Origin of the sequence: Mesorhizobium sp. M7D.F.Ca.US.005.01.1.1, from assembly GCF_003952545.1 — a bacterium.
Taxonomy (GTDB): Bacteria; Pseudomonadota; Alphaproteobacteria; order Rhizobiales; family Rhizobiaceae; genus Mesorhizobium; species Mesorhizobium loti.
Map to the genome: position 1 here is coordinate 227,046 of NZ_CP034453.1, position 25,756 is coordinate 252,801.

Sequence of the window (25,756 nt, forward strand, 5' to 3'; positions counted from 1 at the left end):
GATAACTGAGAGATAACATGAATAGTAATACAGTTTCTCCATCGCCTATGTTTCTGCGCCGGAACTCACTTCTTTTTGCCGTACTCGCCATTCTGCCTTTGGGCGGTTGCGCCAGCTGGCAAAAGCCGGCTCTTTCCGTGCAGGAGACATCTTCCCCCGAGTTGCTCAGCGCCGATCAAATCGATCCGGCTATGCGCGAACGCATTTTGCGCGAAGTTGGTCAGGATGTTCAAGAGCGGGCTTTGCGGGATGAGGTGAAGCAGCACCCGGACAATGTTGATGCGGCGATACGACTTACAAATGCCTTGGTGGGCCAGAAGCGCCCGCACGAAGCGGTTGAGGTGCTCGACAGCGTCTTGGTTGCAGCCCCAGGAAACGTACGTGCATTGAATGCGAAGGGCGTGATTTTGGACATTGAGGGGCGGCATGACGCGGCACAGGCCCTGTATCGGCGAGCTCTCGAAAACGAGCCAGGCAATCAGATGGTGCAGCATAACTTCAATCTGTCGCTTGCCTTTAACGGCAAGTCCGAACAACCAAGGTTAGCACGATCGCAATAGGTGGGCACAGTGCATGCGCAGCCTGTTCCCCGGCTCGAACACGCGCTCGGCTCCCATCATAGATGGCCCCCTGAAGAGAGCCATATCTATGCAAAACAGTTGCTCCAGATCTGGCCGGCAGAGATCGGCAGGAGAGCCGGATGACATCACGCGGCCACCCGCAAGGCCACCCGCCTCGCTTCGTTGCCAGAGCGCCCTCTCCCTCGCCGGTCACCGTCTCGCAATGCGGCGACCTGGCTTAAGGCGGTCGACCGAGCGCCCGATGCAGTAGCCATGAATACGTAACGCAGCGATGGACCCGCCGGATCGTGTCGCGCTTGTGCTGGCCGTCCCTGCCATTACAGCACGGTGATTGTAGCTGGATCATATTCTAGAGGCATCGATGGTGTGGATGCCTTCGATCCAAACAATCGATTTGTTGAATTCGTCCGCCTGAGGAAATTAGCTGCGGCGATCCGACTTCCGACGCCTGCAGGCGCAAAACCAACAGCGTGAGCGCTGCGGGTCCGGAGGCAGGCTGCAAAGTGCAATCACCAGCGCTGATAAGCGGCAAGTGAAGAATGTATCGCTCGGGCAACTCCTGTGTTGTGCACGGTTGCCCCGCGAGGTGAACTGTAGCAGCTTGGCAGCTCAGCGTTCACGAAAGGAGAAAAGATTTGGGGCCAAGCAAAGACCGGCTTTTTTGATTGTCTTGCTGTATCGCTATGGTGGGGCGGGCGCGACCGCTCCCATAATTCAATACGCTGCCTTTAGCGATGGACGATGACGGGATGCGTCGCCGAGACTTCAATGGTGGAGGAGCAGCGCACCCGTCGATCCATTTGCTTTCAGCGGCAACCGCCACTATGAAGCGACACTTCGCCCAACTGTGTTTCAAGCTGCCCGGAGAAGTTTATGACAGAAGAACCCCACAAGACCGACATCCTCATCGAGCTCACTGCCGATGTTGTATCAGCCTACGTCTCCAACAACCCCGTCCCGGCGGGGGAGCTTCCTGCCCTGATCGCCCAAGTGCACGGGGCTCTAAACGGCACGGCTGGACTCATACCGGCAGAAGAGCCTGTGCCTGTAAAAAAACCTGCTGTCCCGATCAAAAAGTCGATCGAACCGGACTACATCATTAGCCTTGAAGACGGCAAGAAATTCAAATCGCTAAAGCGCCATCTGGCGACGCACTATGGTCTGACCCCAGACGAATATCGCGCCAAATGGGGTCTGCCGTCGGATTATCCCATGGTGGCGCCGAATTACGCCGCTGCGCGCTCCGCCTTGGCCAAGACCATGGGACTCGGCCGCAAACCGAAAGAGCCGGAAGCCCCAGCCACGGCGCCGGCGAAACGGACCCGCAAGAAGGTCGCAGCCTAAATCCGTATCAACAGTCGTTCGGACGCGCAGCAGCCGTTGGCCCAATCTGCGCGGAATCAAAGGGCGGGGATGAGCCCCGCCTTTCCCGTCCAAGAGCCTCATTTCCAGAGTAATTCATGATGGCTCCAGCAATCCCTGCCGCGGCATTAACTTGCATGCTCCGGCCCGGGTTTCGAGCCGTCAATGCGTTCCGGCGATGACGAACCTTGCCAAGGCTTTCCCGGACCGTTAGCCAGCCTTGCTGAGGCTGCCTGCAGAGGACTTTCCCGTGCGGCGATCCTGTTCCACCTCGTAGTTGATCTTCTGGCCCTCATTAAGGGTCGACAGGCCCGCTCGTTCAACAGCGGAAATGTGGACAAAGACATCCTGACCGCCGTTGTCAGGCTGAATAAAACCAAAACCCTTCGTGCTGTTGAACCACTTCACCGTTCCAGTCGCCATATCCATTCCTTTGTAATAAGTCGCAACTTAGGCAGGCCATTCACGCCAGCCTGATTTGTACACGAGACTTTAGGCGCATCAAAATCGGAAAATTGCAAGGCCCACTCGATCGCCTGATCTCCAGCAGCAACTGCAACATATGCGAGGCGCGTGCCAGACGAGGCGTATGCCAGACGTTTCGTCGTGCGCTGTCGCTCGAACGTTGACAGAAACAATGACACACCTTGCAAACTCGGCACATCTTGTGGACGTGCTCGGGTCGCTTCTCGACTGCGATACCCGCTCCTGACCGGGTATCGTCGGCCAAAATGAGAGTTTTTGTCATGTGCCGCCAGACCGAAAGATCAGGCGCGCAGCGACCTGCACATTCAAACCGGAACCCGCGAACCTCGATTAGCTTCTGCCTGCTCCGAAGGGCGGTAGCCTGCTCTGAGGCGGGCCACTGTCGGGTTGAAAACCAACTGTCGGGTTCGGAACCCCAGATTGTCGGCAAGGTACGCGCCGCCCACTGGTTGGCCAAAGGGGCACTGGCTCCTGATCCTGCCGCCATGCTCGCCCGATCTCAACCCGATCAAGACAGGTCTGCTCAAAACTCAAGGCGCGGCTGCGGAAGAAGGCGGCCAAAACTTTCGACGCTCTCTGCGGAACTCTCGGCGATATCTGCCAGCTGTAGGAGCCAAATCAAAAACCATTAATTGCGACAGGTGATTTTATGACATTCATTGCGAAGAGGCCAGAATGAACAGCGGAAGAGAGTAGCAGCTCTCTGGTCGCGGCGAGGTGGATCGTCGACACGATCGGCACCTGGCCCGTGCGGGGATCGCACCGCAGCCAGCACCAGAGCCAGACCTTGACCGCTTGCCTTGCTCAGGCGCCACAACAACGAGTGGCTGGAAGCAGATCCACGTGAACTCAGCGATATCGATCAGACGATGCTTACCCTCATGAAAGCCGATCCCGACGCTGTCCAGCGCCGCGAAATCCTGACCAGCATATGGCGCATCGGATGCCACCGCCTGCACACTCACCATCGACATGCCGGAACTCGGAACCAAAGGCCGCAAGCCTCGCCGGCCTCGGCAAAATGGAGCGGCCGCGCCTTCATCCGGGGCGGCCGGGCCAATGTTCGCCAGGCCCTCTACATGCCCGGCCCTTCGCCCTGCGCTTCAACCCCGACCTCAAGGCAAAATACCAGGCGCTAAAGGCGGCAGGCAAACCCGCAAAGGTCATCATCTTGTTGCGAAAGCTCCTCATCCTAGCAAACGCTCTCCTCAAGGCGCAGCGAAAATGGCCCCTAAAACCCTTGACCGAAACGGATACCTTAGCCTTTCAGGTGAGGCGGGCCGAGATAGACCAACCGCGGGTTTAACTTCGCGAGTTTAAGCTGATTATGCCGATGCAACTCTAGCGCCTGCGCGACCGTTTTAGCTTCCATCAACAAGGCGGCAGGCTGGGAGGAAGTACCCTCCCCTGCCGCGAACAAGCTTTGGACAAAGCCCCACCTTGTCCGTAATGTGATCGGGAGGCCGGGGCGCGGCGGTGCTCAGCGGATGTGACGCGCGAGATCTGCGACCCTACCCATCAGCACTTCCATCGGTCCTCGCTGGAAGATGCGCAGCCAAAGCACCGCAAAAGTGCTGATAACCACAACGAAGCCAAAGAGCGTGGACAGGCTCTCGTCTTTGAAAATGTTTATCTTCATAAGATAGGCTATTCCCGCAATGTGCAGCACATAGGCCGTCAAAGACATCGAGCCGACTGCGATTATTGGCCAGACCAGCTTTCGCAGACGCGGGAGCGCATCCACAGCGAGCATGCAAGCCGCCAAGATGATCATTGCGCAACCGGTGCTGCCCACGATCGAAAGCGTCGTTTCGCTATGAGGTGCGGCTATCCATGACGACTTGACTATAAATGACGACTTGGAAGGCTCAAAAGCGCCGTCAACGTCAGACCACCACAAGGAGGTTTCAGTCAAAGCGCGGGAACTCAGCGCGAGCAAGGATCCCCCATGGCCCAACACGGCCAGCGCGACCCCCGCCAGACCAAGGCGCCAATGCGCTGCTAGCGTATTAAGATTAAGGCGCGCGATGGCCATGCCAGCGATGAGGAAAGGAACCCAGGTCACCGCGGGATAGTAGCCGTTGACCATGAGGTTGAAGACCGGGTCGAGGAGGTTGGGGGCAACCGACAGAAGGGAGGAACGGACTTGCGGGAGAACTAATGCCGTAGCGGCAGCGATCAAGCCCAGCTGATATGCGCTGAGCCGATGGAGCGGCAATACCAACAAGAAGCAAATTCCGTAGTATTCTAGGATGACTTCGACCTGGGTACCGAGGCAGCCCAGGATTGAGCCAAGCGCGAGCAAAACAAGGGCACGAATTGCGACTCTGGCGATGGCCTGTCTACCGGCTATCCCCGACTTCGGCGCCTTGCGACCTGTAATCAGGAGGATTGAAAAACCGGCCAATACGGCAAACAGGGCCGACGGCCGCCCATGGGTTAGTTCCATCAGAAACCCGACTAGTCCTCCTTCGCCGGGGTCGGGACCGAGATGGGCGGCATACATCCCGAAGACAGCCAGGCCCCGAGCGAGGTCGATGCCGACCAGCCGATCTACTACCGACCCATTCCTAGCGTCGGCAACCGGTGCCTTCATTACCATGGTAGATTCCCTTGTTGGGTGTGTGGATCGCGGGAGCCGCGATAGGAGAGCCGGTCGGCTGCTGCCGTCGCCTCGTGAAAGGGTTCAAAACATCGCGCCATCTGGCGCATCGAGCCGGCGACAGAGCTGTTCAGCCATTAGCCTGGGGTAAGAACAACAGATCGGCTCACAAAGCCTGTGTCACGGACCTGAAAAGTGGTGTCGCGGAACCGTCGTTTTTTGCATGATGGCTAAGCCGAGAGATCCACTGCACCGACGAGAGACTCAGCGACGTTAGATATCCGATCAGTACGCCGCGGCTCCGCCGGTGACGATCACCCCGGGTGTCAAGGCCAGGGCGTAAACCTGCCATAATCTGTGGTAGTGCGCCCGCGACCAATCCGTTCGACAAAGCTCGGCGCATGGTCGAGCCAATCATATTCTTCCATGTGGCTGTTGCCTGAAAAACCGAAGACGCCGTTCGCTGGTCCAGCTCCAGACCTCGGCCTGCGTCGGTCATTAGAACCGGCGCGCCTGTTTCCCAAATCAATTTGCTGATGCAGCCGCCGGGGGTCACATTGAGCAAAAGTGCCGAGTTCAGGACGGGTTTCATAGGGGCTCTTCGTTTGGCTTTGTTAACGACCCCTTTCTTGCAAGTTGTAGCTGACAGCAGCCTGAAAGCTCCCCAAATAATTCGCTGCCGCCGGTTCAGCCTATTGTCAGCTTCGACCAATAAGATGGGAGCCTTGCCCTCATACCGGAGCTCGGCAGCATGATGCGAATACTGCTCACTGAAGACGATAAGGACCTTGGAAGTGCTATGCACGATCATTTGGTGGCTGGTGGCCACGCGGTCGACTGGGCCAAGAACCTGTCCGAAGCGCGCGATTATGCAGCTGTGGTCGGCTACGACCTTATTTTGCTCGACGTTCACCTGCCGGACGGCAATGGGATCGACTATCTGCGGGAGCTGATCAAGGAACTTGAATCGGCACCGGTCATCATTCTGACAGCCTGCGATCGGATTTCGCATCGCATCGAGGGCTTCAACGCTGGAGCCGACGACTATTTGGTCAAGCCGTTCGATCTGGGGGAACTCTCAGCGCGTATCCATGCAGTGGCACGTCGCCATGGGCATTTTCCGGAGCCGCAATTTTCGGTTGGGACGCTTTCCATACAGGCAGCCGAGCGACGCCTCTTCCGCGACGGGCAGGAGGTCTACCTGACTTGACGCGGATGGGCGGTGCTCGACTACCGTCTGCCCCAGCCCTGCACGGTCGTTTCAAAAGGGAAGATCGTGGACGCGCTTTTCGGCAGACGGCGCTGATTCATACTCTAAAAGAAAATTCGGCTTCCAGTTGCCTTGGCCATGACTTTCCTTCCCGAGAGATGGGTGACAGTTCATTCCGGATAGATGGGTTACACTTTCGGCCCTTTGCAAGGAGAGCAAGGTGCCTTGGAAGGAGTGTAACGTCATGGAAGAGCGGCTGAAGTTCGTCGCCCGGCTGCTGGACGCGAGAAGATGGCGGTGCTTTGCCGGGAGTTCGATATCTCGCGCAAGACCGGCTACAAGATCCTCACGCGCTACAACGACAGCGGCCTGGAGGGCTGACGGACCGATCGCGGCGGCCCTATCGCCACGCCAATCAGCTTCCGTTTCAAATCGAGAAGCTGATTGTGCGCCTCAAGCAAGACAAGCCGACATGGGGTGCGCCGAAGATACGCGAGCGGCTGGCCCGGCTGTATCCGGATGTGCACCGGCCCGCGATCTCGGCCGTGCATGCCGTGCTCGACCGCCACGGCATGGTCGAGCGCCGCAAGCGCAGGCGCAACAGGGCGACGGGGACACCACTTTCAAACGGCTGTCGCCCTAACGATCTTTGGTGTGCCGACTACAAGGGCGAGTTCGGCAGAGAACACGGCCGGGACAGGGGATCACAAACACTTGACCGTTCCAGACCCTGGCAGTGGCGCATCGATTGACCGTTGGCTCTGTTCGTGGGCACCGAAAATAGGGCCTTCTTGGTCCTCGGCAGAGAATATGGCCCGGACGGGGGATAACAAACACTTGACCGTTCCAGACTCTGGCAGTGGCGCATCGATTGACCGTCGACTCTGTTCGCGAGCGCCGAAAATACGGACGACCCCTATGGTCAAAGTGCACTTCTGACCTGCTAGGCACTGTTCGATAACTGGAGGCACCCGCTACGGTGCCCTCGTATTTAAGACACCTGTCAGTTTCAAGCCTGGACATTGACGCGTGGCGCGGCTGCCATTCGTTGACCGCCACGTCGAATTGCCCGCCAACCAGTGTACAGCCGCCGGTGGTCACATTGAGCAAAAGTGCCGAGATCAGGAGGGGTTTCATAAGGCCTCTTCGTTTGGCTTTGTTAACGACCCCTTTCTTGCAATTGTAGCTGACAGCAGCCTGAAAGCCCCCAGATATTCGCTGGCGCCGGTTCAGCCTACTGTCAGCTTCGATCAATAAGGCAGGAGCCTTGCCCTCATACCGGAGCTCGGCAGCCTGATGCGAATACTGCTCATTGAAGACGACGACGACCTTAGAAGTGCTGTGCACGATCATTTGGTGGCTGGTGGCCACGCGGTCGACTGGGCCGAGGGCCTGTCCGGAGCGCGCGGTCATGCAGCTGTGGCCGGCTACGACGTTATTTTGCTCGACGTTCACCTGCCGGACGGCAATGGCATCGACTATCTGCGGGAGCTGATCAAGGGGCTTGATACAACGCCGGTCATCATTCTGACAGCCCGCGATCGGATTTCGCATCGCATCGAGGGGCTCAACGCTGGCGCCGACGACTATTTGGTCAAGCCGTTCGATCTGGGGGAACTCTCGGCACGCATCCGTGCAGTGGCACGTCGCCAAGGGCATTTTCCGGAGCCGCAATTTTCGGTTGGGACGCTTTCCATACAGGCAGCCGAGCGACGCCTCTTCCGCGACGGGCAGGAGGTCCACCTGTCTGGACGCGAATGGGCGGTGCTCGACTGCCTTCTACGCCGGCCCGGTTCGGTCGTTTCAAAGGGGAGGATCGAGCACGCGCTTTATTCATTCAATTCGGAGTTCGAGAGCAACACAGTGGAGGTTTATGTCAGCCGGCTCCGCAAGAAGATCGGCGGGGATAGAATAGCAACCGTGCGTGGCTCCGGATACAGGCTCGTGGTCACATGACGAACTCGAACAGCATGACGAGAAAGCTGATATCGTGGTTAGGCGGGGCAACGCTCCTGGTTTGGATCGCCGCCCCAACCATTGCTGCGTTCATTTTTTGCAATAATGTAAACGAAAGTTCGGATGACTTGCTCCAGGGGAGCGCAGAGTACAGAGAACCAGAGCTGATCAAGGTCTTGAATGGAAAACACGTTGATCAATACAATAACCACTTGCCAACTTATGAAAAGTACTGGACCTATCGTGAGCAGGTTATTAATAAGTACGGGGTAGTGCTTATTTCTGAACCGGAAGAGGGTCAGCAGCCCTTCCCTGATGCTCCCCTGAGTAACGGCTTTTGGCGAAACGCTGATTACCGCGTCTACACAGAGGAGATCCAAGACGGCGTGTATCATCAGTTGGCCGAACCGCTTGATGGCCGCCGTACCACAATCGCGAAGGGCGCACTTTTTGTCTTCCTTCCGACACTCGTGCTCCTGCCCTTTAGCTTAGCTGTTTGGTGGATCGTGATCCGGCGCTCGCTGCGGCCAATCGAGGTACTGCGACAGCAGATCGGATCGCGCGACGGCGGCAATCTGTCACCAATGGACTTGGGCGATTTCCCGGCAGAGTTGGCTCCAATCGCGGCATCCGTCAATCGGCTTCTCGATCGTCTGCGGGCGGCTCTCGAGGCCGAACGCGAGTTCGCCGCAAACAGTGCGCATGAACTGCGCACGCCGATCGCAGGTTCAATCGCTCAGATGCAGAGATTAGTGGCCGAGCTTCCCAATGGGTCGGCCAAAATGCGTGCGCGCGGCATCGAGCAAGCGCTGTCGAGCCTTGGCCGCCTTGTCGAAAAAGTGCTTCAGCTCGCTCAAGCCGAATCGGGGGTTGGCATGGCGGATCACGCGATCGATCTTGTCCGATCGGTTCGGCTGGAAATCGATGACCTGAGGAAAAAGCCGCAATATGCCGGACGCCTGCATCTTAACGTCGACGGCTGCCCCACTTTGATGCGCAAAGTGGATGTCGATGCGTTTGGGATCCTCCTTCGTAACCTGATCGAGAATGCGCTGATACATGGACTGCCCACTGTTCCGACAACAGTTTCCGTCCAAACTGATGGAACCATCGCTATTGCAAACGCCGGACCGGTGGTGCCCCTCCCCGACCTCGAAGGGCTTACAAAGCGATTTAGTCGTGGTGCTACTCCTGCTGCGGGCTCAGGCCTTGGTCTACATATCGCTAACATGGTTATCCAGCGGATCGGTGGCAGTCTAGAGCTTGCGTCGCCCGCCCGCGGTCGCAATGATGGTTTCGAGGCGATCATACGAATTCCTCAATGACACCGGTGAATTCGACGACAGTTGGACACAGGGCGGATTGCTGGCAAGGCTGCTGACAGGGCGAACTGTACGGCAGTATGTATACGGCGTAGAAATCGTACTTCACACAACGCATTTCGGCCGCGGCAATCAATGCCGCTATCATCGTCTGAGCAGTTCGATCGAAGCGACACGACATGATCGGCAAAATCGAAGGCTCCGCCTCACCGCTCGCTCGATTTCGCCCGGGGAGAAAAAAGGCCATCCGAGAAAGTGCAAGCCGCCGCGCAAAGGCGACGTGTCCAATTGTCTGGGTGCCCCTGTGCGCCGGCCCGATCGGGTTGGCGCAGGTCCAGTAAGGACCCGGACCAACCATTCCATTTAGACGACCGGCAGGTTTTAATCGGCGTCCGGATCGCCGTCCCAAAATGCCCCAAGTATACGGCTAGAAAGGCTGCCAACGATCGAGCTTTGGTCGGAGGCGTGCTTGTCAGCGTCTTGGGTGCTTGACCGGCCTTTGCAATGGCCATCGCCATCGCAAGTATCGTGCGTGGCCAGTGAGACCGCAATTTCATCAGCCTGGAGCCGACCGTATCGGTGCTTTTTTATGATTTAGGGATTTTTCGTTTTCCTCTTGGATCATCACGGGTTTGGAGAGGATCTGGTGTTAAGTGCCATTCGGAGCGCCGGCGAACGGCCCGAAATTAATGTGGTCGAGTGATGAAGCCTCCCGAATGCGTTAAACGAGACCCTTTATGGCGGCCCTGGCTGACAACAGTCTGAAAGCTGCAAGCGGCATGCGAAAATGGGGCGATCCTGAATGACGACAGATGCTATCAACATGAAAGAGGCTCGCCCTGAAAGCTGAGCACGCTTTATGCTCAGGCTGCTGACAAGGCCAAAGCAGCGTAAGTGCGTAGTGAAATCCAAGGTCCACATGGGTCGTCGCGCGTCCCATGCGCCTGGGAAGGCGCCGGCCCGGCCAAGCTTTCCCAGCTCGTCCGCATGATGCTTCGCTGAGCGTCAATGGACGTTGGCGCGAGACCAAGGCGTCGTGCGTTGCAATCCGGACGGTCCAGGGTATCAGGAGTTTCACGGCCTCGGCCCGCTTGGCTGGCCACAGTTGAAGCTCCAACGTACCGGCTGGCACCGGGAAATTGGGCTCTGCGCTGCCTCAACGCTGATGGCACGGTCAATGCTTGCCTACCGATGGGGCCGCCCATGCCGTGATGCTGTCGGTCGACGTTCGCAAACCAGACCCTCGCGAGACCCAGCGAAGGGGCTCGCCGGTACGACGAGGGACCTTACCTCTTTATGCGCGGCATCATTATCGAGGATGACATGTTGCCTTACACGTCGTCCCTCGCGCTCGGGTCTTTGTGGGGCGGATGAAGTCCTGATCGCGGTGGCACTGCTGCATGTTTGCGTAAGACCCATCCAGTCACGATCGCGCTGTCCTTCGATGTCGCGGTGCTGATAGGCGGGCAGATCGGTGTGCGCGGCGCCCGCCAAAGGATCGTCGTCACGCCGGAGGAGGCGAGCGTCATAGCCGGCGCGCCGGCGAAAGGCGCTTTCTGTCGGATGCCCGACAATGTCGGATATCGCAAGTATCAAGGTTGGATCAAACCTTGCGAATCGGGGCTTTCTTACTTGGCACGGGGCATGCTCAGGTATCCGCAAACACCCAATGGATAACGAGCAGACTTCCCATGGCCTCACCATGCCGAAAGTTTCCCGGACGCATCCAAAGATGAGGCTCGCGTCAGGCCCAGCAACACGCTGACGGCTCATGTGGCTCGGCGTCGCGTGCCGATCCACTTTCTCCCAATAGGCGTTCGGGAGACATAGATCCTTCAAAATGAGGAACAGATCACTTTGCCAGGAACGCAGCCCATAACCCCACTCTCCCTACCAGAACTACCAAGCAAGCCCCGCACTCATGGGCTTCGCAGGACGTCCGTTGCGTCCGAGTTGGTCGGCGCGGGGCCGGCTCCGATCCCCGTCGCATGGGAGGACGGCAAGGCGAGGGATTTCGTGCTCGACAACGGCATGGAGGTGGTCGTCATTCCCAACCACCGGGCGCCGATCGTCACCCACATGGTGTGGTACAAGATCGGCAGCGCCGACGAGCCGCCGGGCAAATCCGGCATCGCCCATTTCTTCGAGCATCTGATGTTCAAGGCGACGACCAACCATGCGGGCGGCGAATTCGACCGCGCAGTGTTCGAGATCGGCGGCTCCAACAACGCCTTCACCTCCTCCGACTACACCGCCTTCTATCAGACAGTGGCGCCGTCGGCGCTCGAGCTGATGATGAGCTTCGAGGCCGACCGAATGCGAAACCTCATCCTGACCGACGATGTCGTCAAGACCGAGCGCGATGTGGTCATCGAGGAGCGCCGCTCAAGCACCGACACCAACCCGCAGGACGTTCTCCATGAGGAGATCGACGCGACGCTGTGGCAGAACCACCCCTATCGCATCCCGATCATCGGCTGGATGCAGGAGATCGAGCAGCTGAACCGCGTCGACGCCACCGTCTTCTATGAAAAGTACTACTGGCCCAACAACTCCGTGCTGATCGTGGCCGGCGATGTCGAACCGGACACGGTGCGGGCGCTGGCCGAAAAGACCTATGGCAAGGTGGCGCGCGGACCTGACCTGCCGCCGCGCATCCGGCCGGTTGAGCCCGAGCAGAACACCAGGCGCACCGTCACGCTCTCAGACGCCCGCGTCAGCGTGCCCAGTTTTTCGACGCAGTGGGTGGTGCCGTCCTACCACACCGCCAAGCCGGGCGAGGCCGAAGCGCTCGACCTGCTGGCCGAAATTCTCGGCGGCGGTAACCGCGGCCGGCTCTACCAGGCGCTCGCTGTCCAGCAAGGTATCGCTTCCAGCGCCCGCGTCTATTTCCAGGGCACTATGCTCGACGACACCAAGTTCGCCATCTATGGCGCACCGCGCGGCGATGCCAAGCTGGCTGATCTCGAAGCGGCGGCCGCTGCCGAAGTTGCCCGCATTGCCGAGGATGGTGTCAGCAACGAGGAACTAGGCAAGGCCAAGGACCACTATTTGCTCAATATGATCTTTGCGGAAGACAACCTGGACTGGCTCGCCAGCATCTACGGCTCGACGCTGGCCACCGGCGGTACCGTGAAGGATGTCGAGGAACGGCCGAATCGCATCCGCAAGGTTACCCCCGAGCAAATCAAAGCAGTTGCCGCCCGCTATCTCGCGTTCGACCGTTCGACCACGGGCTATCTCTTGCCCAAGACGGAGAATCAAGAGATGACGCTCGGCGCTCGGCCCCATGCTGCGATGAACATCCAGGAGGTGAAGTCCGAAAAGGGCATCATCGCCTGGCTGGTGGAGGACCACACAGTGGAAATCGTCAACATCGGCTTTGCCTTCAAGGGCGGCACCAAGCAGGACCCGGTCGGGAAGGAGGGGATGGCCAAACTGATGGCCGGCCTGTTCATCGAAGGCGCTGGCCATTACGACAGCGGTGCCTTCCAGGTGAAGCTCGACCATGCCGGCGCCGAAATGAGTTTGGACGCGCAAAGCGACGACATCTACGGATCGATGTGCATGCTTTCCAAAAAGCAGGACGCGGCGTTCGGCCTGCTTCGGCTCGCGCTGAACGCGCCGCGCTTCGAGCAGGGGCCGATCGATCGCGTCCGCGCCGAGATTGTCTCCCGCATCGTCGGCAGCGAGCGAGACCCTAACGCCATCGCTCAGCGCAAATGGCTGCGCGCGATCTATGGCGCGCATCCTTGTTCAAGGCTGGGAGAAGGCACAAAAGAGAGCCTGCCCGGCATCACGCCGTCCGACCTCCGCGCCTTCCACCAGGCCATTTTCGCTCGCGACGGGCTCCATATTGCCGTGGTGGGTGACATTGACGCGAACACGTTGAGGGAAAGGCTTGACCAGCTGTTTGGTGATTTGCCTGAGCAACAAACCCTCGTCCCCGTCTACGATGTCGCGCCGAAACTCGGTCAACTGGTGGAGGAGAACTACGACCTGCCGCAGACTTCGCTGACGTTGGCCTGGCCTGGCGTGAAGCCTAGCGCGCCGGATTTCTACGCGGCCGTGCTGCTGAACGACATCCTTGGCGGCTCATACTTGACTTCCCGCCTTTACGAGGAGGTACGTCAAAAACGCGGCCTTGCCTATCACGTCAGCTCTGAACTAACCCTTGACTCGCTTCTGGTTACGACAGAGACACGCTCGGACTGCGCTGCCCAAACACTGAGCATCGTGCGAGATGTGGTAAAGCAGATGGCGCAGCAAGGACCGACCGGGGCCGAGCTCAAGGCGTCGAAGAAGCACCTGATCGGCGCCTATGCCATCGACCAACTGGGCTCGACCCGCTCGATTGCAGACCGGCTCCTGGATTTGCAGATTCACAAGGCCGACGTCGACTACAACCAGCGTCGCGCCCGCAGCATCGGTCGGGTGACGCTCAAACAGGTCAAGGCGGCGGCCAAAAAGCTGCTTTCGGCCGAGCCCGCCATTTTGGTGGTCGGCCCGCCGCTGGGCGGCAAGGATGAGTAAAGAAACTCATCTCACCTTCCTTCTTCATCGGGGCTTCTCGTGGGAAGAGCGAATGTGGAGGCCCGTGGGCCAAGCAGATCATGCAGACGCGCGGAGTCGTTTTCGCCGACCTTGCGCGGCATTGGCGGTCCGGCGGCCTCTCGCCGAAATGGCGCTCCTCAGCATGTATGCCGCCTTTTTGCAGAATTCAGTCGCATGCCACCAGCAGGCATGGTGGATGAAGCAAACATCCGACTGCTTAATCCATCAATTGATGAACCGCGGGCACTCAAACTAACGAAACTGCTGTCTTTTCATCGGGCTAGCGTGGTCTACCAGCTGCTTTGCCGAGGCCCTACGACGAACCCACTGGTGCAGAATACACACTGACGGCCTGTCGACCTGGATGTTCGCTGCGTTGAGGAGGAATCCGGTATTGCCCCTGTGCCTGCCGATGATCCGCCGTCTGAAATCCCCGCACCTGTTTGGAGCCATCGACCGCCTGCCGGCACTCGGCAGACCAGTTGGCAATAAGACGTTCGAGGTCGTCAATCCGTCGACCGGCGAAGTTTTGGCAGAGCTTCCCGATATGGGCGTGGAGGAGACACGTGCTGCGGTAGACAAGGCCTATGTTGCGCAGTCGGGATGGGCCGCGTTGACGGCCCGAGAACGTAGCGACGTTCTTTGGCGATGGCATCAGCTGATCATCGACCATGCAGGCGATCTCGCCGCGATTCTGACTGCGGAAATGGGCAAGCCGCTTGCCGAAGCCATTTCAGAGGTATCGCATGCGGCGGCGTATCTGCAATGGTATGCCGAGGAGGCCAATCGCGTCTATGGCGAGACGATCTCGGCACCCTCGACAGACCGCCGAATGCTAGTGATCAAGCAGCCCATCGGCGTTGTTGGCACGATCACGCCATGGAATTTCCCGGCCTCCATGGTGGCGCGCAAAATCTCGCCGGCCTTGGCTGCGGGCTGCACAATCGTGCTCAAGCCCGCTGAACAGACGCCGCTCGTGGCTGGCGCAATGTTCGCCCTCGCCCATCAGGCCGGCTTTCCCGATGGCGTGGTCAACCTGATCTATGCGTCCGAAGGTGATCGCGTGGGCCGTGAACTCTGCACCAATTCCAAGATTCGAAAGATCAGCTTCACCGGTTCGACCGAGGTCGGACGGCTGCTGATGCGTCAGTGCTCTGACCAGATCAAGAAGGTCAGCCTTGAACTCGGCGGCAATGCACCTTTCATCATCTTCGATGATGCCGACATTGACGGTGCTGTTGACGGTGCGGTCCAGGCGAAGTTCCGCAATGCCGGCCAGACCTGCGTTTCCGCGAACCGCATTTACGTCCAATCGAGCGTTCACGATGAGTTCGTCAAGAAATTCGTGGAAAGAATCCGGCACTTGTCGGTTGGCGACGGATTCGATGCCGGAGTGGACATCGGACCGCTCATCGACAAGCATGCTCTGGCCAAGATCGAGTCTCACGTCGCAGATGCCATTGCGAAAGGCGGCACAATACGATGCGGGGGCCAGCGTATCGGCAAGAATGGCACGTTTTTCGAACCCACGGTCCTCACCGAGATTTCCAGCGTCATGGCAGTCGCGCAAGAGGAGACATTCGGGCCGCTCGCGCCGATCATTCGCTTCAACGATGCGGATCAGGTCGTGCGCGAGGCCAATGACACGATATACGGCCTCGCCGCATACTTCTATGCCTCAAACCTGAAGCGGGTCTGGCGTGTGGCAGAGGCTCTGGAATATGGCATGGTTGGCATCAACACGGGACGCATGTCCTCGGAGGCGGCACCGTTTGGCGGGATCAAACAATCCGGCATCGGGCGGGAGGGTTCCCGTCATGGCCTCGAGGACTATCTGGAAATGAAATATCTTTGCATGGGCGGGATTTGAAACCTGCTGCACTGTCTCTCCGCCCCACCGGGGGGCGGCCTGCGGTCAATGCCGCCACCTAATTGGAAGTTCCAAACGCCGTTGACCTGAAACACGGATGCCCGGCAGGAGACTGAGCTCGCTGTCGGGCCGGACATGCCTTGGGAGGGCATAAGTCAGCGCTCCTAGGGCCGATGGGCCACTCAGTTCGTGCGCCTTTTGCCGATTGCGTTGCATGTGCCGTGCCAAGCCAAAAAGCATTGATAAACCGCCGATGGATCAGCTTTTGCCCTGTTGCGCATTCTACATTGTGGGATATGCGACAATGCCCAAGCGGTTGAATCGTCGTGTTGCAGAACCCCAGACGGGTCATGACTGCTATTCTTAGGACAGTGCGCAGCAAGCCGCTACTCGCTGCACTCCAGGCACACCATTTCCATAATCAAGCGGTGGGTGCTATGTTGACCGAGCTGTCGACCAGGGAACGGTGTGAGGCCTCAGATCCCTCCATATTGTTGCACCCGCCGGTCCAACAGGACTGCAGGTCCGGCCTCAAAGGATCTTGGCTGCTATGGCGACATTGCGGTGCACGCCGCTTTCCGACCAATGATGTGCGTCCAGGTCGAGGCCGGCCCTAATGAACCACCGCCTTGGCACCCTCGCCCATCTCATTTCGGCATCGACAAGCTAGACCAGAGCGCACTTGCAAGGCGCCATGCAGTCCTGTCGGCGGGCGAACTGTTGGTGACGGGTACAGCTGCGAGCGAACGTTCATCCACCGACGCACAGCGCGGACTGTCGCTTTTCAAATTAGGAAATCTCTGTAGCCACCATTCATGAGCGCGCGGCCACGCGAGACGGCCCGACGGATGCGGTCGCGCAGATGATCGCGAGGATCCGCCCAGTCGGCATGGACGCGCCGTTGACCGATGAGAACTTCGGCGAGCTCGCGATGAGGTGCTCCGGCGAGCGAACCGTCGAGCGCACGAAGAACGAAGGACAAACGAACGCCGCGCTTTTCCGGCGCAAACAAGCGGGGGGGCAACTGTTGCCCTAGACTGAGAGCATTGAGGCACTCCAGTCCCCTCAGTCGATGCTTTAAAAGCACCGCGGGCCAGATGGCTTGCGTATGCAGGCAAACAGGGTGGAGGATATTCGCGCCCGAGACGGCGAGCTGCAGCGCGTGGTCCGCATTGCGAAGAAGAACATGCTGGCTCTTGTCGGGCGCCAGCAGGACGATTGCACGACAGGGCAATGCCGAGAGTTCGAACGGCGGTGTCGGCGACGAGGCAGGCAACCGTTCCGCAATGACCGGCAGCACATGGACGCACCAGAGCGGACACCAGAATACGACCGAAGCGCGGCCACAAGACTCCGCGAAACAGAACACCCCAGCGTGACAGGTCGCCGGCCGACGCGACCATATCGAGAAAGGATTGGAGAGACCAAGTCTTGCAATGCTGGCGCGCAGCGGTCAGATCGCGCTGGAACGCTGGATTGCGGCGTAAGAACTCCCAAGCCCACTCCCGCAGCGTCAGGCCAGCGGTGTAGTCGTATGATCTTTCATCCCGCCAATCGGCCTGATCCGCGCCAGTCAGGAGATTCATGACTGACATCCCCTGCCCGCGCCTGCGTGCGTCGAAACATTATGCCACTTCGCAAAGCATCGGCGAAGGCAGCAGACGTCGAAGACCCCGTTTCGTTGAAGCGTCAGCCATCGCCACTGTCGGCGACAGAAGATGTGCCCAAATTGCCACCAGACCGTCGAACTGGCACAGCGACGGCCAGCGCGACCTGGAATTGATCCCGTAACGGTCATCGGCTCCTGCGTCGCGATCCAGACGTCCCTTGAAGGCGCAGTAGCGCGGCAGTGGATCGCACGCTGCTTGTCGGCAAGTTGTCGTAGCGGCGGCGCCATAGGCACGGTCATCGGAGGGTCTCCTGCGGCAAGCTTTCGCCATTGGAGGCCAATCTCCCCGCTAGGGCAGCCTGTGCAGTTGCACAGGTGAAGCGGATCAATCAGGGGGAGCCATGGCGGAAACTGGATGATGGCGGCTTGAGGAGAGCGGCGTATCGAGGCGGGTGATGAAGCCTGCCAGTACCTCTCAAGGAGAGTGATACGCCATGAACGAGACTATCAACACATTGTTCGCCTTCGTCAGCCCGACGAAATCGATGATACCCTGACGGATGTACTTCGCAGCGGCGCGCGCAAATTGCTTGCGCATGCGATCGAGATGGAGGCCGAGGCGTATGCCAAGGCGGTCGACTGCCTGACGAAAGATCATATTGCGTCGCTGGCGCTCTACGATTTCCCCGCCCAACACTGGGATCATCTGCGAACGTCCAATCCCATCGAAAGCGTCTTTGCAACCGTTCGCTATCGCACGGTGCGTACCAAGGGCTCGCTATCCTCGAAAACCGCCCAGCTGATGGTCTTCAAGCTGTTGGCCGCGGCCAGGAAGTGGCGACGATTGAAAGGACAAAATCAGTTGCCGAAACTCATCGCAGGTGCCAGGTTCCTGGACGGAATCCAGGTCATCGAAACGAAGCCGCAGAGCGCCGCTTGATCAGCCTCGTCACCCAAATTCCAGCATAGCTCCATCGGAACTGCCAGCCTTCCTTGCCGATCAGGCGCATATCAGCGCTGACGATACCGAGGACGGCGATGGCGGTCACCTCCAGGCCGCCGAGTAACGACCCTCAAAACACCGCACTGGTCGAGGCCAGCCTGAACCGGTATCTTGTGCCTGCCCTCGGGAGTCGCTCTATCCACCATGTGATCGACACCGACATTGCTAACATCACCAAGAAGATCGTCGCCGGGGGTCACCCGCAAGCGGCTAACACGGCCTTCTGGTGTATGCGGGCATTTTTCAACTGGTGTCGCAAACCGCCGCAACGGCTCATCCGCGGTTTCCCCGCGAGGGATTGGAAAATCCGGATCCGGCCCCGATCGTCAAGCGCAAGCGAGTGGTGAACGATGCCGAACTGGCGGCTATATGAACGGGCTGTGAGCCCGAACCGGGCGATATCGGCTATTCGTTCGGCTCCATCGTCAAGCTGCTCATTCTGACCGGACAGAGGCGTACGGAAGTTGCCGCGATGCGTTGGTCCTCAACCTTGAAGCCGGAACATGGAACTATCGGGTGACCGCACGAAGAACGAAGAGCCTACGCTTATTCCGCTGTCCACACTGGCGGTGTCGGTCCCCCAGACGGTACCGAAGACCAATGACACGTTTTTTTCCCTGCGAGGGGCAACGAAAGAAGCCACTTCTCAGGCTACGCGAAGGGCAAGAAGGCTCTAGACGGCAAGGTCAATACTGACGGGGTGGCTTTGGAGAACTGGACCCTTCACGATCTGCGCAGGACGCTCGCGACAAATCTCGGCAGGCGGCAGGTATTGCCACACGTCATCGAGCACATACTGAATCACAAGGCGGCGTCCTTGACAGACATTGGCGAAATCTACAATCTCTATAGCAACGTCAAGGAGAAGCGCGAGGTGTTGCAGATGTGGTCAAATCACATCGAATGGCTGATCAAGCAGGCTGCGGATGACGCTCTGGCGGCGTAGCTGCTGGCATGGGCGGAAGATGCGGCGCAACAATCGTCAGAGCCTCATCGAATTGGAGAGCATGCTTGACCAGCAAATGCGCGGCCAATGCTTCGATGGCCGACCAGTGATCGAGTACTAGCCGGGCCGTGCAATCTTCGATCCGCCCCCAATCGGGGCGGCGCGGCATCAGGAACCGCAACTCACCATAGATTCGCTTGGCATCCGCGTAGTCGCTGCTCCCCTCATTCCCATCGGACGCATTCATCGCCATATCGCGCGGGTCCAGATAGCCTTCGAATGCGGATTCTGCAAAAGGACCTGCCAGACACGCAACTATCTCCCGGATCGCATCATCGCGTTCCAAACATCGATCCATATCGTCCTCGAAAATCGGCTTTCGCTTCGAGGTGAATCCTTGCGCTGAATAAAAACCCGCGCCTTCGACAACACCACCGCACTCTCCGTCACCGACGTCGGGGTAAATACTAACACTTGAGAAAGCAGGGAGTTCACGGTCGTCGTCGAACGTCTGACGGTGCAAAACGATGGCGGCCACCGCGTGCCCGGCTTCGTGATGCGCCACAAGCGGCAGATATTGGGAGGCTACATTCATGCGGTGCGGCTCTCAGGTCTAGTTTGCTTTTGCGCATAGGACCGCAATTGTCGTGCCAACTGGGAAAATCGTTTCGGGCAATGCGATCGCTCCGATAGCGTTGCGTCTCCTGTCTGACATTGTTGGGAAGTCGACACGCGCCCGTCGCAATGCGGTCGACCTTCCGCGCGAGTTGGGTGACCCGTGAAGGCGGCCGACCAGGACGATGTTGCGCTGATCGGCGACGAAGGCGCGGCCGGGCGAGATCGCGCATCAGGGGGTGACCGGCGTGTCGGCGAAGTCGAAGTCGTCGATGTCCTTGGCCAGCGGCAACTTGGCGACAGCGAACTGGTATTTGATGGAGCGGGCCTGCTTCTCCGATATCTCGGCCTGCAAGAGATCACCGACAATCCTGGGCGGCTCGTGCCGTCGCTTGATGGCGACGCGCCCATGATCTCGTCATAGGCTCTGCGCATTCCGTAGAGCTTCAGCGCTCCCATCAGTTCCAGTACCTCGGTGCGTTCCATGGCTGTTTGTCCTCCTGAGACTGTCATAGCGGGTGCAGTCGGCGACCGCTCGTGAGCTAGCTTCAGCGCTTGGGGAATGGAAAGGATCGTGCCCGGCGCCGGATCGCGGCTGCGGGCCAGGATGTTGAGGATCACCGGCGCCGACGATGCACCGTGCTCGATGGCTTCCTGACAGGCGGCCTCGACCGCGCTCAATCCGTCGGTCAGCACCCAGGTGAGGATCAACACCATCTGCCGGTCGACGTCATCAACCGCCTTGAGCTGCGCCGCACCTTCTCCATTGCCGACCGCACGACCCAGCCAAGGAACGGCGCGCGCCGTGTGCCAGGGATCGTAGGCGACCTCGTTGCGGCCAAAGGAGCGAACGTGTTCTCCCACGACCACGCCATCCTCTGGCGGATGCGATCCGATCGACATAAGCATGGATCTCGATGGGCCGACCGACGGCACTCGACAGCACCGAGTATTTGTTGTTGTCGAAGCGCACCGTGCAGGTCTTCGACACCGACGGGGGAATGCAATGGAAGCCGTCGAAGCGACCGGCAGCCGCTCCCGCTGCGGCTTGGCCGCATTCGCCGACAGCAGCCGGTCCCGCGTCTCACGCCGAGCTCCCATGCGGGGATAGGGCTGGTGCTTGCGCTCGTAGCGGAACTGCGTCTCCTCAGAACGCAGGACCTTGCGCACCACCTTGCGCGAGATCTTCAGCTCACGGCAGATCGCTTTGATCGACTTCCCCTGGACCAGCGACAGCCGACGTATCTTTGCAATCGTCTCTAAAACCAACATCCAAAACACAAATGCCTCCGATCAAGCCGGAGGCATCTTGATGACCCCATCGTTAAGGGGTCCCGTTTGGACGAAAATCACCCTTTAAACAGGGTCCCCATTCCACGAAAAATCAATGCACTACCTTCCAAAGCTGCGAGAGATCGCCACCGACCGCTTTGAAGGGGCTTTCGGCGGTCTCGTCAGCGAGGTTGTGGCATGAAGAAACATCAATCCACAGCATTGGGCCGAAGCATGCCACGGGCTCATGCCGCGGGAGAGCGGGAAGATATTCTTGAAAGAAGAAGCGGTCTCCGACATCAATACCGACAGGATGGGCAGCTTTCTCACATCACTTGAGGTCGAGCGTGGCAGTTGCGACCCGCAATGCAAGGCTGGCGGCGATGCATGCCTTTGCGCGGTTCCTGATTTCGGAGCACCCCGAATATTAGGATACGCTGCAACTGGTGGTGACACTTCCCTTCAAGAGGGCGCGTGGGTGGCACCTGTCGAATATCTCGATGAGCCCGGAAATCAAGAGCGTCCTGGCGCGTATCGTCCGCCGCACGCCTTCTGGACAGCGGGATTACGCTCTGTTTTCGCTGATGTTCAATACGGATGCACGAGTTCAGGGATCCTGAATCTTCGATTGTGACCTTCGTCTGGTATCGCCCTGTCCCGCCGAGCAAAGCAACGACCGCCCCACACTGCTCACCCGGTTCGGTGTTCCATACTTGCTGCGCACACATGGCTGCGGGCGAAGGAACCACCATGGCGGAAAAAAGCATCCATCATCGCCCTTTGCGGGACACGACGGCCATCCACCTCGTCAAGGCGGGTGTTGACATCGCCACCATCAGTCGATGGCCAGGCCACTCGGGCTGAACTAACGATGCGCTACGCCCAGGCCGGTATCGATATGAAGCGGCAAGCGCTCGAACAAGGCTTCCCCGACGTGATGTCATCGGCAAAAGATCAGACGATCATCGCTTTGATGGCTGGATGTTTGGCTGGCTGCACCGCTTGTAGACGCTCAGTTATGTGGAGTTGTATCGCGGGAAGTCGCGCGTCTTGGGCTTTTGCGGTGTCAGCTCCACATCTCTCCGCAGTGCACGTTGTCACTGTTGAAGAGCCGTTTGTTCAATCTTCGTCCTGGCACGGCAAGGGTTGTCGATATTGTGGGCGTCTTGCGCTTGCCGAGCTTGTCCGAAATCCAGCGCCGGATCAGGCGTGAACACTGTTGCGTAGTTCGTCAGCCAGAGCGCGGAGAACGTCGGCGCTTCCTTCCAGCGCCGTAAAAGCGTAGGGATTGAGGAACTGTCGGCCCCAGAACAGATTGCGATCTGTGCCGGATAGCGTAGCTTCCTCGCTGACACGCGGCCAATTCTCCGCAATGCATCGGAGCTGGCCTTCAACAATCGCAAGAGCTTCCGGCGCGCTGAGCAGGAAGTGATGCGCCGCTTCAAGGCAGGACGCTATCCGGCTCATGCGGTTATTGCCGCTGATGAGCATGGCCTGGCTGGCCTCCTGGCCACTGCGGGCCTGCGGACAAATATCGTACGCAGGCGTGAGGGTGAGCTTAGCGCCGTCCCAGAATGCCGCATGGTTGCGGGCATGATCGTCGGTGTTGCCGCAAAGTATGTTGAAGACAATGCGGCTGAACAACTCGCGCAGAGTTTCCGACGGCGCGGTGAATCGGTGGCGAATGATCTCCGCCAAATCCTGGTAGCTGGCGTAACGCGCCATCATCTCATCGAGCGCGAGCATCGTCAGCGCTGAGACCATGGATTTGCGTTGCCAGCCGCCCGTGACCTTGATCCGGTCGAATCGCTCGACGAGCAACACGTCGTTGCCTGCGGCGCGAACGAGCGAGACGGATGCCGCTCTGATGCCGCACAAGGCGGCAAGCCGCATGGCTATGAATTCTCCTTTGACGACGCTGTAAAGGTCGGCAGACGAGGAAAATTTCGCGACATGCTTGACGGCGTCACCCTCGATCAGCGCCTTTGGCCTTGCGCCGCCGATCGAGCTGCCGTGATGCAGCGCCTGATCTAATTCGGGGGTGAGCGGAATACCTTTCTCTACCCGCTCCGCCGATTGGACAAGCTCTTCGAGAGTGGCATTGGCCAGTGCGCGCGGCTCGTAATGCATTGGCGAAAACTGAAAATCGAGCGCGCCGATGCGGTCCGAGCCTGATTCCAGCAAGAACGTCAGTTCTGAAATATCGAGCCGCGCGATTTCATCGCCCTTCACACCGAATTTGCGGTTTAGGATAACCCGTCGTCCCCAGGCATCAGGGGCAGCATCGCGGATGCATCCCGGCATGGTTAGGCCAGGAAGCAAAGGCAATTCGCCTGCCTTCAGGGGCAGTTCCGGGAGATAAAGCGGGATCGCGCTTCCCAGTTCACGAAAGCTCCTGCCATAGTTGAAGCTGACGAGTCCGTCATGGGCATATAGCCGCCCGGCGACAACCGGCGCGGTCTCGCCCGGCAGCCAGACCCAGACATAGGCTTCGTCGTACTTGGGGACCTTAGAACTCATCGACGATCTGCTTGCCGGCCTTGTAGACGTGCTTCGGCAGCAGCGCGATGCGATCGTCCATGCGGCCTGTGAGGGCTGTGATGCCATTGCCGTCGGCATCGAACAGCTTCACACCGACAATGGCAGCAGCTTCGAACATCAGTCCGATTTCGACTTTGGGATCGCCCTTCTCGATGCGCTGCAGGGTGCTGCGTGAAACACCGATTCTCTCGGCTAACTCCTGTGCGGTTAACCGGTGCTGCATCCGGCCAAGCCGGATGGTCTTACCGAAAAGGCCAAGCGCTTCCATCGCGTAGCGCGAATAGGTGCGTTTATACGTTGCCTTCATTCGGGTCTCTGTGACCTATGCATGATCCATATCGCCTTCTTTCGAACTTTATATAGGTAATGTCACAGAGCGACTGCCAAAGTCAAGACTCCGTATCGCAAGCGTTACCCATCCGAACGAGGAAGGCGGATATTGCCGACGGCTCCTGCACAACCGGCCAGCTCTGCGCGTCTCGGGCGAGGCGGAGATCTGGCGCTGGATCGCGGACAGCCTTGAGACGCCTCGCATGAGTCATTCATGGGCGGTCCCTGGTGCGGGGCCGCGGCGCTCGACTGCTGGCCGACATTCTCGGCGGCGGGACCCGCATCCGGCTACACCAGCACTTTTCGACCGCATACGCGCCCAGCTTCTCTCCGAAATCATTGCCAATGAGCGCGAACCTCATGCGATCGCCGAGCTGGCCTGGCGGCGCGGAATCTACGCACGCATCCGTATTCGAGACCGCCCAAGGGAGGCTGACTAGCGTAACGCCCTCCGATCTAAGCGCCTTCCACAAAGCCGCTTTCGCACGCGACGGGCTGCATGTGGCGGTCGTAGGCGACATAGATGCCAAGCCCTGAGAGTAAGGCTCTACCAGCTGTTCGGCGATTTGCCTCAGAAACTGGCGCTTGCCGGCGCGAACCAGTGGTATCGCGAGGGCGAGCACGCCGAGCGCTTTTCCTCCGCCCTCCACTGACCACAGACCCGCACGCAACGAAGCCGCGCTCGATCTTATCGTGGCGTGGCTAGGTGCAATGTTTGCTCTCGCCATCAGGCCGGCTTTCCCGATGGCGTGGTCAACCTGATCTATGCGTCCGAAGGTGATCGCGTGGGCCGTGAACTCTGCACCAATTCCAAAGATCAGCTTTACCGGTTCGAACGAGGTCGGACGGCTGCTGATGCGTCAGTGCTCTGACCAGATCAAGAAGGTCAGCCTTGAAACCGGCGGCAATGCACCTTTCATCATCTTCGATGATGCCGACATTGACGGTGCTGTTGACGGTGCGGTCCAGGCGAAGTTCCGCAATGCCGGCCAGACCTGCGTTTCCGCGAACCGCATTTACGTCCAATCGAGCGTTCACGATGAGTCCGCCGAGAAATTGTGGAGAAGGTCCGGCACTTATCAGTGGTCCGACGTCTACTCCCGGAGCGAAGCCGTCGCCAACCCAAGATCGAGTCCCACATCGCAGATGATAATTCGATGCGGGGCCGAACGATAAATATGCATGCTTTGGCCACCCCGAGGCAGGGCTCATTGAGATGATCCGACCGCCTTGGAACAAAGATGGGGTAGAGCAGATGAAGCGTTGGCAGCGTGTCTCCATTCGACGCGAGCGCTTAGGATGGGATCACGATCATTCGCATCACGCGCAGCCGCAAGGGCGATGCCATGGCTACTTTGGAATCGTTGAAGTGGTTTGAGCCGGACAGTCACAAATACACCCGTTACGCCGCGGCTCAGGAAACGGGGCGGCGTCCGGCGGTGGAGGTGCTCGCTGACTTAAAAAGGGTGCGGGCAGTCGTTGCGCTTGAGAGCGACG

At 59.0% G+C, this 25,756-nt stretch carries 15 protein-coding genes and 6 pseudogenes; 13 read left to right on the forward strand and 8 right to left on the reverse strand.

The window, feature by feature from the left end:
* Positions 1-17 precede the first annotated feature (17 nt).
* Entirely contained in the window at positions 18-560 is a 543-nt protein-coding gene (locus EJ076_RS01110; RefSeq protein WP_082826568.1) for a tetratricopeptide repeat protein, read from the forward strand.
* An 894-nt stretch (positions 561-1,454) separates the two neighbouring features.
* Entirely contained in the window at positions 1,455-1,925 is a 471-nt protein-coding gene (locus EJ076_RS01115) for a MucR family transcriptional regulator (protein ID WP_024505385.1), read from the forward strand.
* A gap of 228 nt (positions 1,926-2,153) precedes the next feature.
* Here the strand turns inward: EJ076_RS01115 and EJ076_RS01120 are convergent, their stop codons facing one another.
* Together EJ076_RS01120 and EJ076_RS01125 are read right to left on the reverse strand one after the other, a co-directional pair.
* Positions 2,154-2,366: a cold-shock protein gene (locus EJ076_RS01120; RefSeq protein WP_008874821.1), complete on the reverse strand. Its 213-nt coding sequence runs from the start codon at positions 2,364-2,366 to the stop codon at positions 2,154-2,156.
* A gap of 1,543 nt (positions 2,367-3,909) precedes the next feature.
* Positions 3,910-5,031 carry a DUF418 domain-containing protein gene (locus tag EJ076_RS01125; protein ID WP_063169274.1) on the reverse strand — a complete coding sequence of 374 codons (1,122 nt, stop codon included), beginning with the start codon at positions 5,029-5,031 and terminating at the stop codon, positions 3,910-3,912.
* 751 nt (positions 5,032-5,782) lie between these two features.
* Between EJ076_RS01125 and EJ076_RS01130 the strand changes: the two genes are divergently transcribed.
* From EJ076_RS01130 to EJ076_RS01160, 7 genes and pseudogenes are all read left to right on the forward strand, one after another.
* Positions 5,783-6,241, forward strand: a complete 459-nt coding sequence (locus EJ076_RS01130) for a response regulator transcription factor (RefSeq protein ID WP_224570033.1) — start codon at positions 5,783-5,785, stop codon at positions 6,239-6,241.
* A gap of 244 nt (positions 6,242-6,485) precedes the next feature.
* A pseudogene (locus EJ076_RS01135) lies at positions 6,486-6,918 on the forward strand (helix-turn-helix domain-containing protein); the annotation flags it as partial.
* Between the two features lie 619 nt (positions 6,919-7,537).
* Positions 7,538-8,197 carry a response regulator transcription factor gene (locus EJ076_RS01140; RefSeq protein ID WP_024505389.1) on the forward strand — a complete coding sequence of 220 codons (660 nt, stop codon included), beginning with the start codon at positions 7,538-7,540 and terminating at the stop codon, positions 8,195-8,197.
* A complete protein-coding gene (locus EJ076_RS01145) occupies positions 8,194-9,522 on the forward strand; it encodes a HAMP domain-containing sensor histidine kinase (protein WP_063169275.1) in 1,329 nt (442 codons plus the stop codon). The genes EJ076_RS01140 and EJ076_RS01145 overlap by 4 nt, the downstream gene beginning before the upstream one ends.
* A 1,950-nt stretch (positions 9,523-11,472) precedes the next feature.
* Positions 11,473-12,777, forward strand: a pseudogene (locus EJ076_RS01150) (pitrilysin family protein); the annotation flags it as partial.
* Between the two features lie 549 nt (positions 12,778-13,326).
* Positions 13,327-14,052, forward strand: a pseudogene (locus EJ076_RS36085) (pitrilysin family protein); the annotation flags it as partial.
* A 415-nt stretch (positions 14,053-14,467) separates the two neighbouring features.
* Positions 14,468-15,943: an NAD-dependent succinate-semialdehyde dehydrogenase gene (locus tag EJ076_RS01160; RefSeq protein WP_095769043.1), complete on the forward strand. Its 1,476-nt coding sequence runs from the start codon at positions 14,468-14,470 to the stop codon at positions 15,941-15,943.
* Between the two features lie 784 nt (positions 15,944-16,727).
* Here EJ076_RS01160 and EJ076_RS01165 read toward each other — a convergent pair.
* A complete protein-coding gene (locus EJ076_RS01165; RefSeq protein ID WP_224570032.1) occupies positions 16,728-17,243 on the reverse strand; it encodes a DUF2285 domain-containing protein in 516 nt (171 codons plus the stop codon).
* A gap of 793 nt (positions 17,244-18,036) precedes the next feature.
* On the opposite strand from EJ076_RS01165, the gene EJ076_RS01170 reads away from it, so the two are divergent.
* Both EJ076_RS01170 and EJ076_RS35945 read left to right on the forward strand, forming a co-directional pair.
* The gene (locus EJ076_RS01170; RefSeq protein WP_256748481.1) at positions 18,037-18,492 is read left to right on the forward strand and encodes a transposase; all 456 of its coding nucleotides are present in this window, start codon (positions 18,037-18,039) and stop codon (positions 18,490-18,492) included.
* Positions 18,493-19,372: 880 nt separating this feature from the next.
* Positions 19,373-19,501 (forward strand): hypothetical protein, encoded by a 129-nt coding sequence (locus EJ076_RS35945; protein WP_135907184.1) that lies wholly within the window; start codon positions 19,373-19,375, stop codon positions 19,499-19,501.
* Here EJ076_RS35945 and EJ076_RS01180 read toward each other — a convergent pair.
* The 3 genes and pseudogenes from EJ076_RS01180 to EJ076_RS35565 form a co-directional block, all read right to left on the reverse strand.
* Positions 19,467-20,096: a hypothetical protein gene (locus EJ076_RS01180; RefSeq protein ID WP_063169279.1), complete on the reverse strand. Its 630-nt coding sequence runs from the start codon at positions 20,094-20,096 to the stop codon at positions 19,467-19,469. The genes EJ076_RS35945 and EJ076_RS01180 overlap by 35 nt on opposite strands.
* Before the next feature lie 192 nt (positions 20,097-20,288).
* Positions 20,289-20,602 (reverse strand): annotated as a pseudogene (locus tag EJ076_RS01185) (ATP-binding protein); the annotation flags it as partial.
* A gap of 10 nt (positions 20,603-20,612) precedes the next feature.
* Positions 20,613-21,146 (reverse strand): annotated as a pseudogene (locus EJ076_RS35565) (IS21 family transposase); the annotation flags it as partial.
* Positions 21,147-21,662: 516 nt separating this feature from the next.
* On the opposite strand from EJ076_RS35565, the gene EJ076_RS01195 reads away from it, so the two are divergent.
* The gene (locus EJ076_RS01195; protein WP_126066776.1) at positions 21,663-22,022 is read left to right on the forward strand and encodes a hypothetical protein; all 360 of its coding nucleotides are present in this window, start codon (positions 21,663-21,665) and stop codon (positions 22,020-22,022) included.
* Between the two features lie 569 nt (positions 22,023-22,591).
* Here EJ076_RS01195 and EJ076_RS01200 read toward each other — a convergent pair.
* Together EJ076_RS01200 and EJ076_RS01205 are read right to left on the reverse strand one after the other, a co-directional pair.
* Complete coding sequence (locus tag EJ076_RS01200; RefSeq protein ID WP_063169281.1) at positions 22,592-23,908, reverse strand: HipA domain-containing protein; 1,317 nt, start codon at positions 23,906-23,908, stop codon at positions 22,592-22,594.
* Positions 23,898-24,236, reverse strand: a complete 339-nt coding sequence (locus EJ076_RS01205) for a helix-turn-helix transcriptional regulator (RefSeq protein WP_063169282.1) — start codon at positions 24,234-24,236, stop codon at positions 23,898-23,900. Before EJ076_RS01205 ends, EJ076_RS01200 begins: the two co-directional genes overlap by 11 nt.
* A 611-nt stretch (positions 24,237-24,847) precedes the next feature.
* Between EJ076_RS01205 and EJ076_RS35045 the strand changes: the two are divergent.
* Positions 24,848-25,344: pseudogene (locus tag EJ076_RS35045) on the forward strand (aldehyde dehydrogenase family protein); the annotation flags it as partial.
* Between the last annotated feature and the right edge of the window lie 412 nt (positions 25,345-25,756).

Excerpts from the sequence above, each read along its gene's own strand:
- EJ076_RS01200 (WP_063169281.1), bottom strand. The coding sequence starts at position 23,908 with ATGAGTTCTAAGGTCCCCAAGTACGACGAAGCCTATGTCTGGGTCTGG.
- EJ076_RS01115 (WP_024505385.1), top strand. The coding sequence starts at position 1,455 with ATGACAGAAGAACCCCACAAGACCGACATCCTCATCGAGCTCACTGCC.
- EJ076_RS01145 (WP_063169275.1), top strand. The coding sequence starts at position 8,194 with ATGACGAACTCGAACAGCATGACGAGAAAGCTGATATCGTGGTTAGGC.
- EJ076_RS01140 (WP_024505389.1), top strand. The coding sequence starts at position 7,538 with ATGCGAATACTGCTCATTGAAGACGACGACGACCTTAGAAGTGCTGTG.
- EJ076_RS01130 (WP_224570033.1), top strand. The coding sequence starts at position 5,783 with ATGATGCGAATACTGCTCACTGAAGACGATAAGGACCTTGGAAGTGCT.
- EJ076_RS01110 (WP_082826568.1), top strand. The coding sequence starts at position 18 with ATGAATAGTAATACAGTTTCTCCATCGCCTATGTTTCTGCGCCGGAAC.
- EJ076_RS01205 (WP_063169282.1), bottom strand. The coding sequence starts at position 24,236 with ATGAAGGCAACGTATAAACGCACCTATTCGCGCTACGCGATGGAAGCG.
- EJ076_RS01120 (WP_008874821.1), bottom strand. The coding sequence starts at position 2,366 with ATGGCGACTGGAACGGTGAAGTGGTTCAACAGCACGAAGGGTTTTGGT.
- EJ076_RS01180 (WP_063169279.1), bottom strand. The coding sequence starts at position 20,096 with ATGAATGTAGCCTCCCAATATCTGCCGCTTGTGGCGCATCACGAAGCC.
- EJ076_RS01125 (WP_063169274.1), bottom strand. The coding sequence starts at position 5,031 with ATGGTAATGAAGGCACCGGTTGCCGACGCTAGGAATGGGTCGGTAGTA.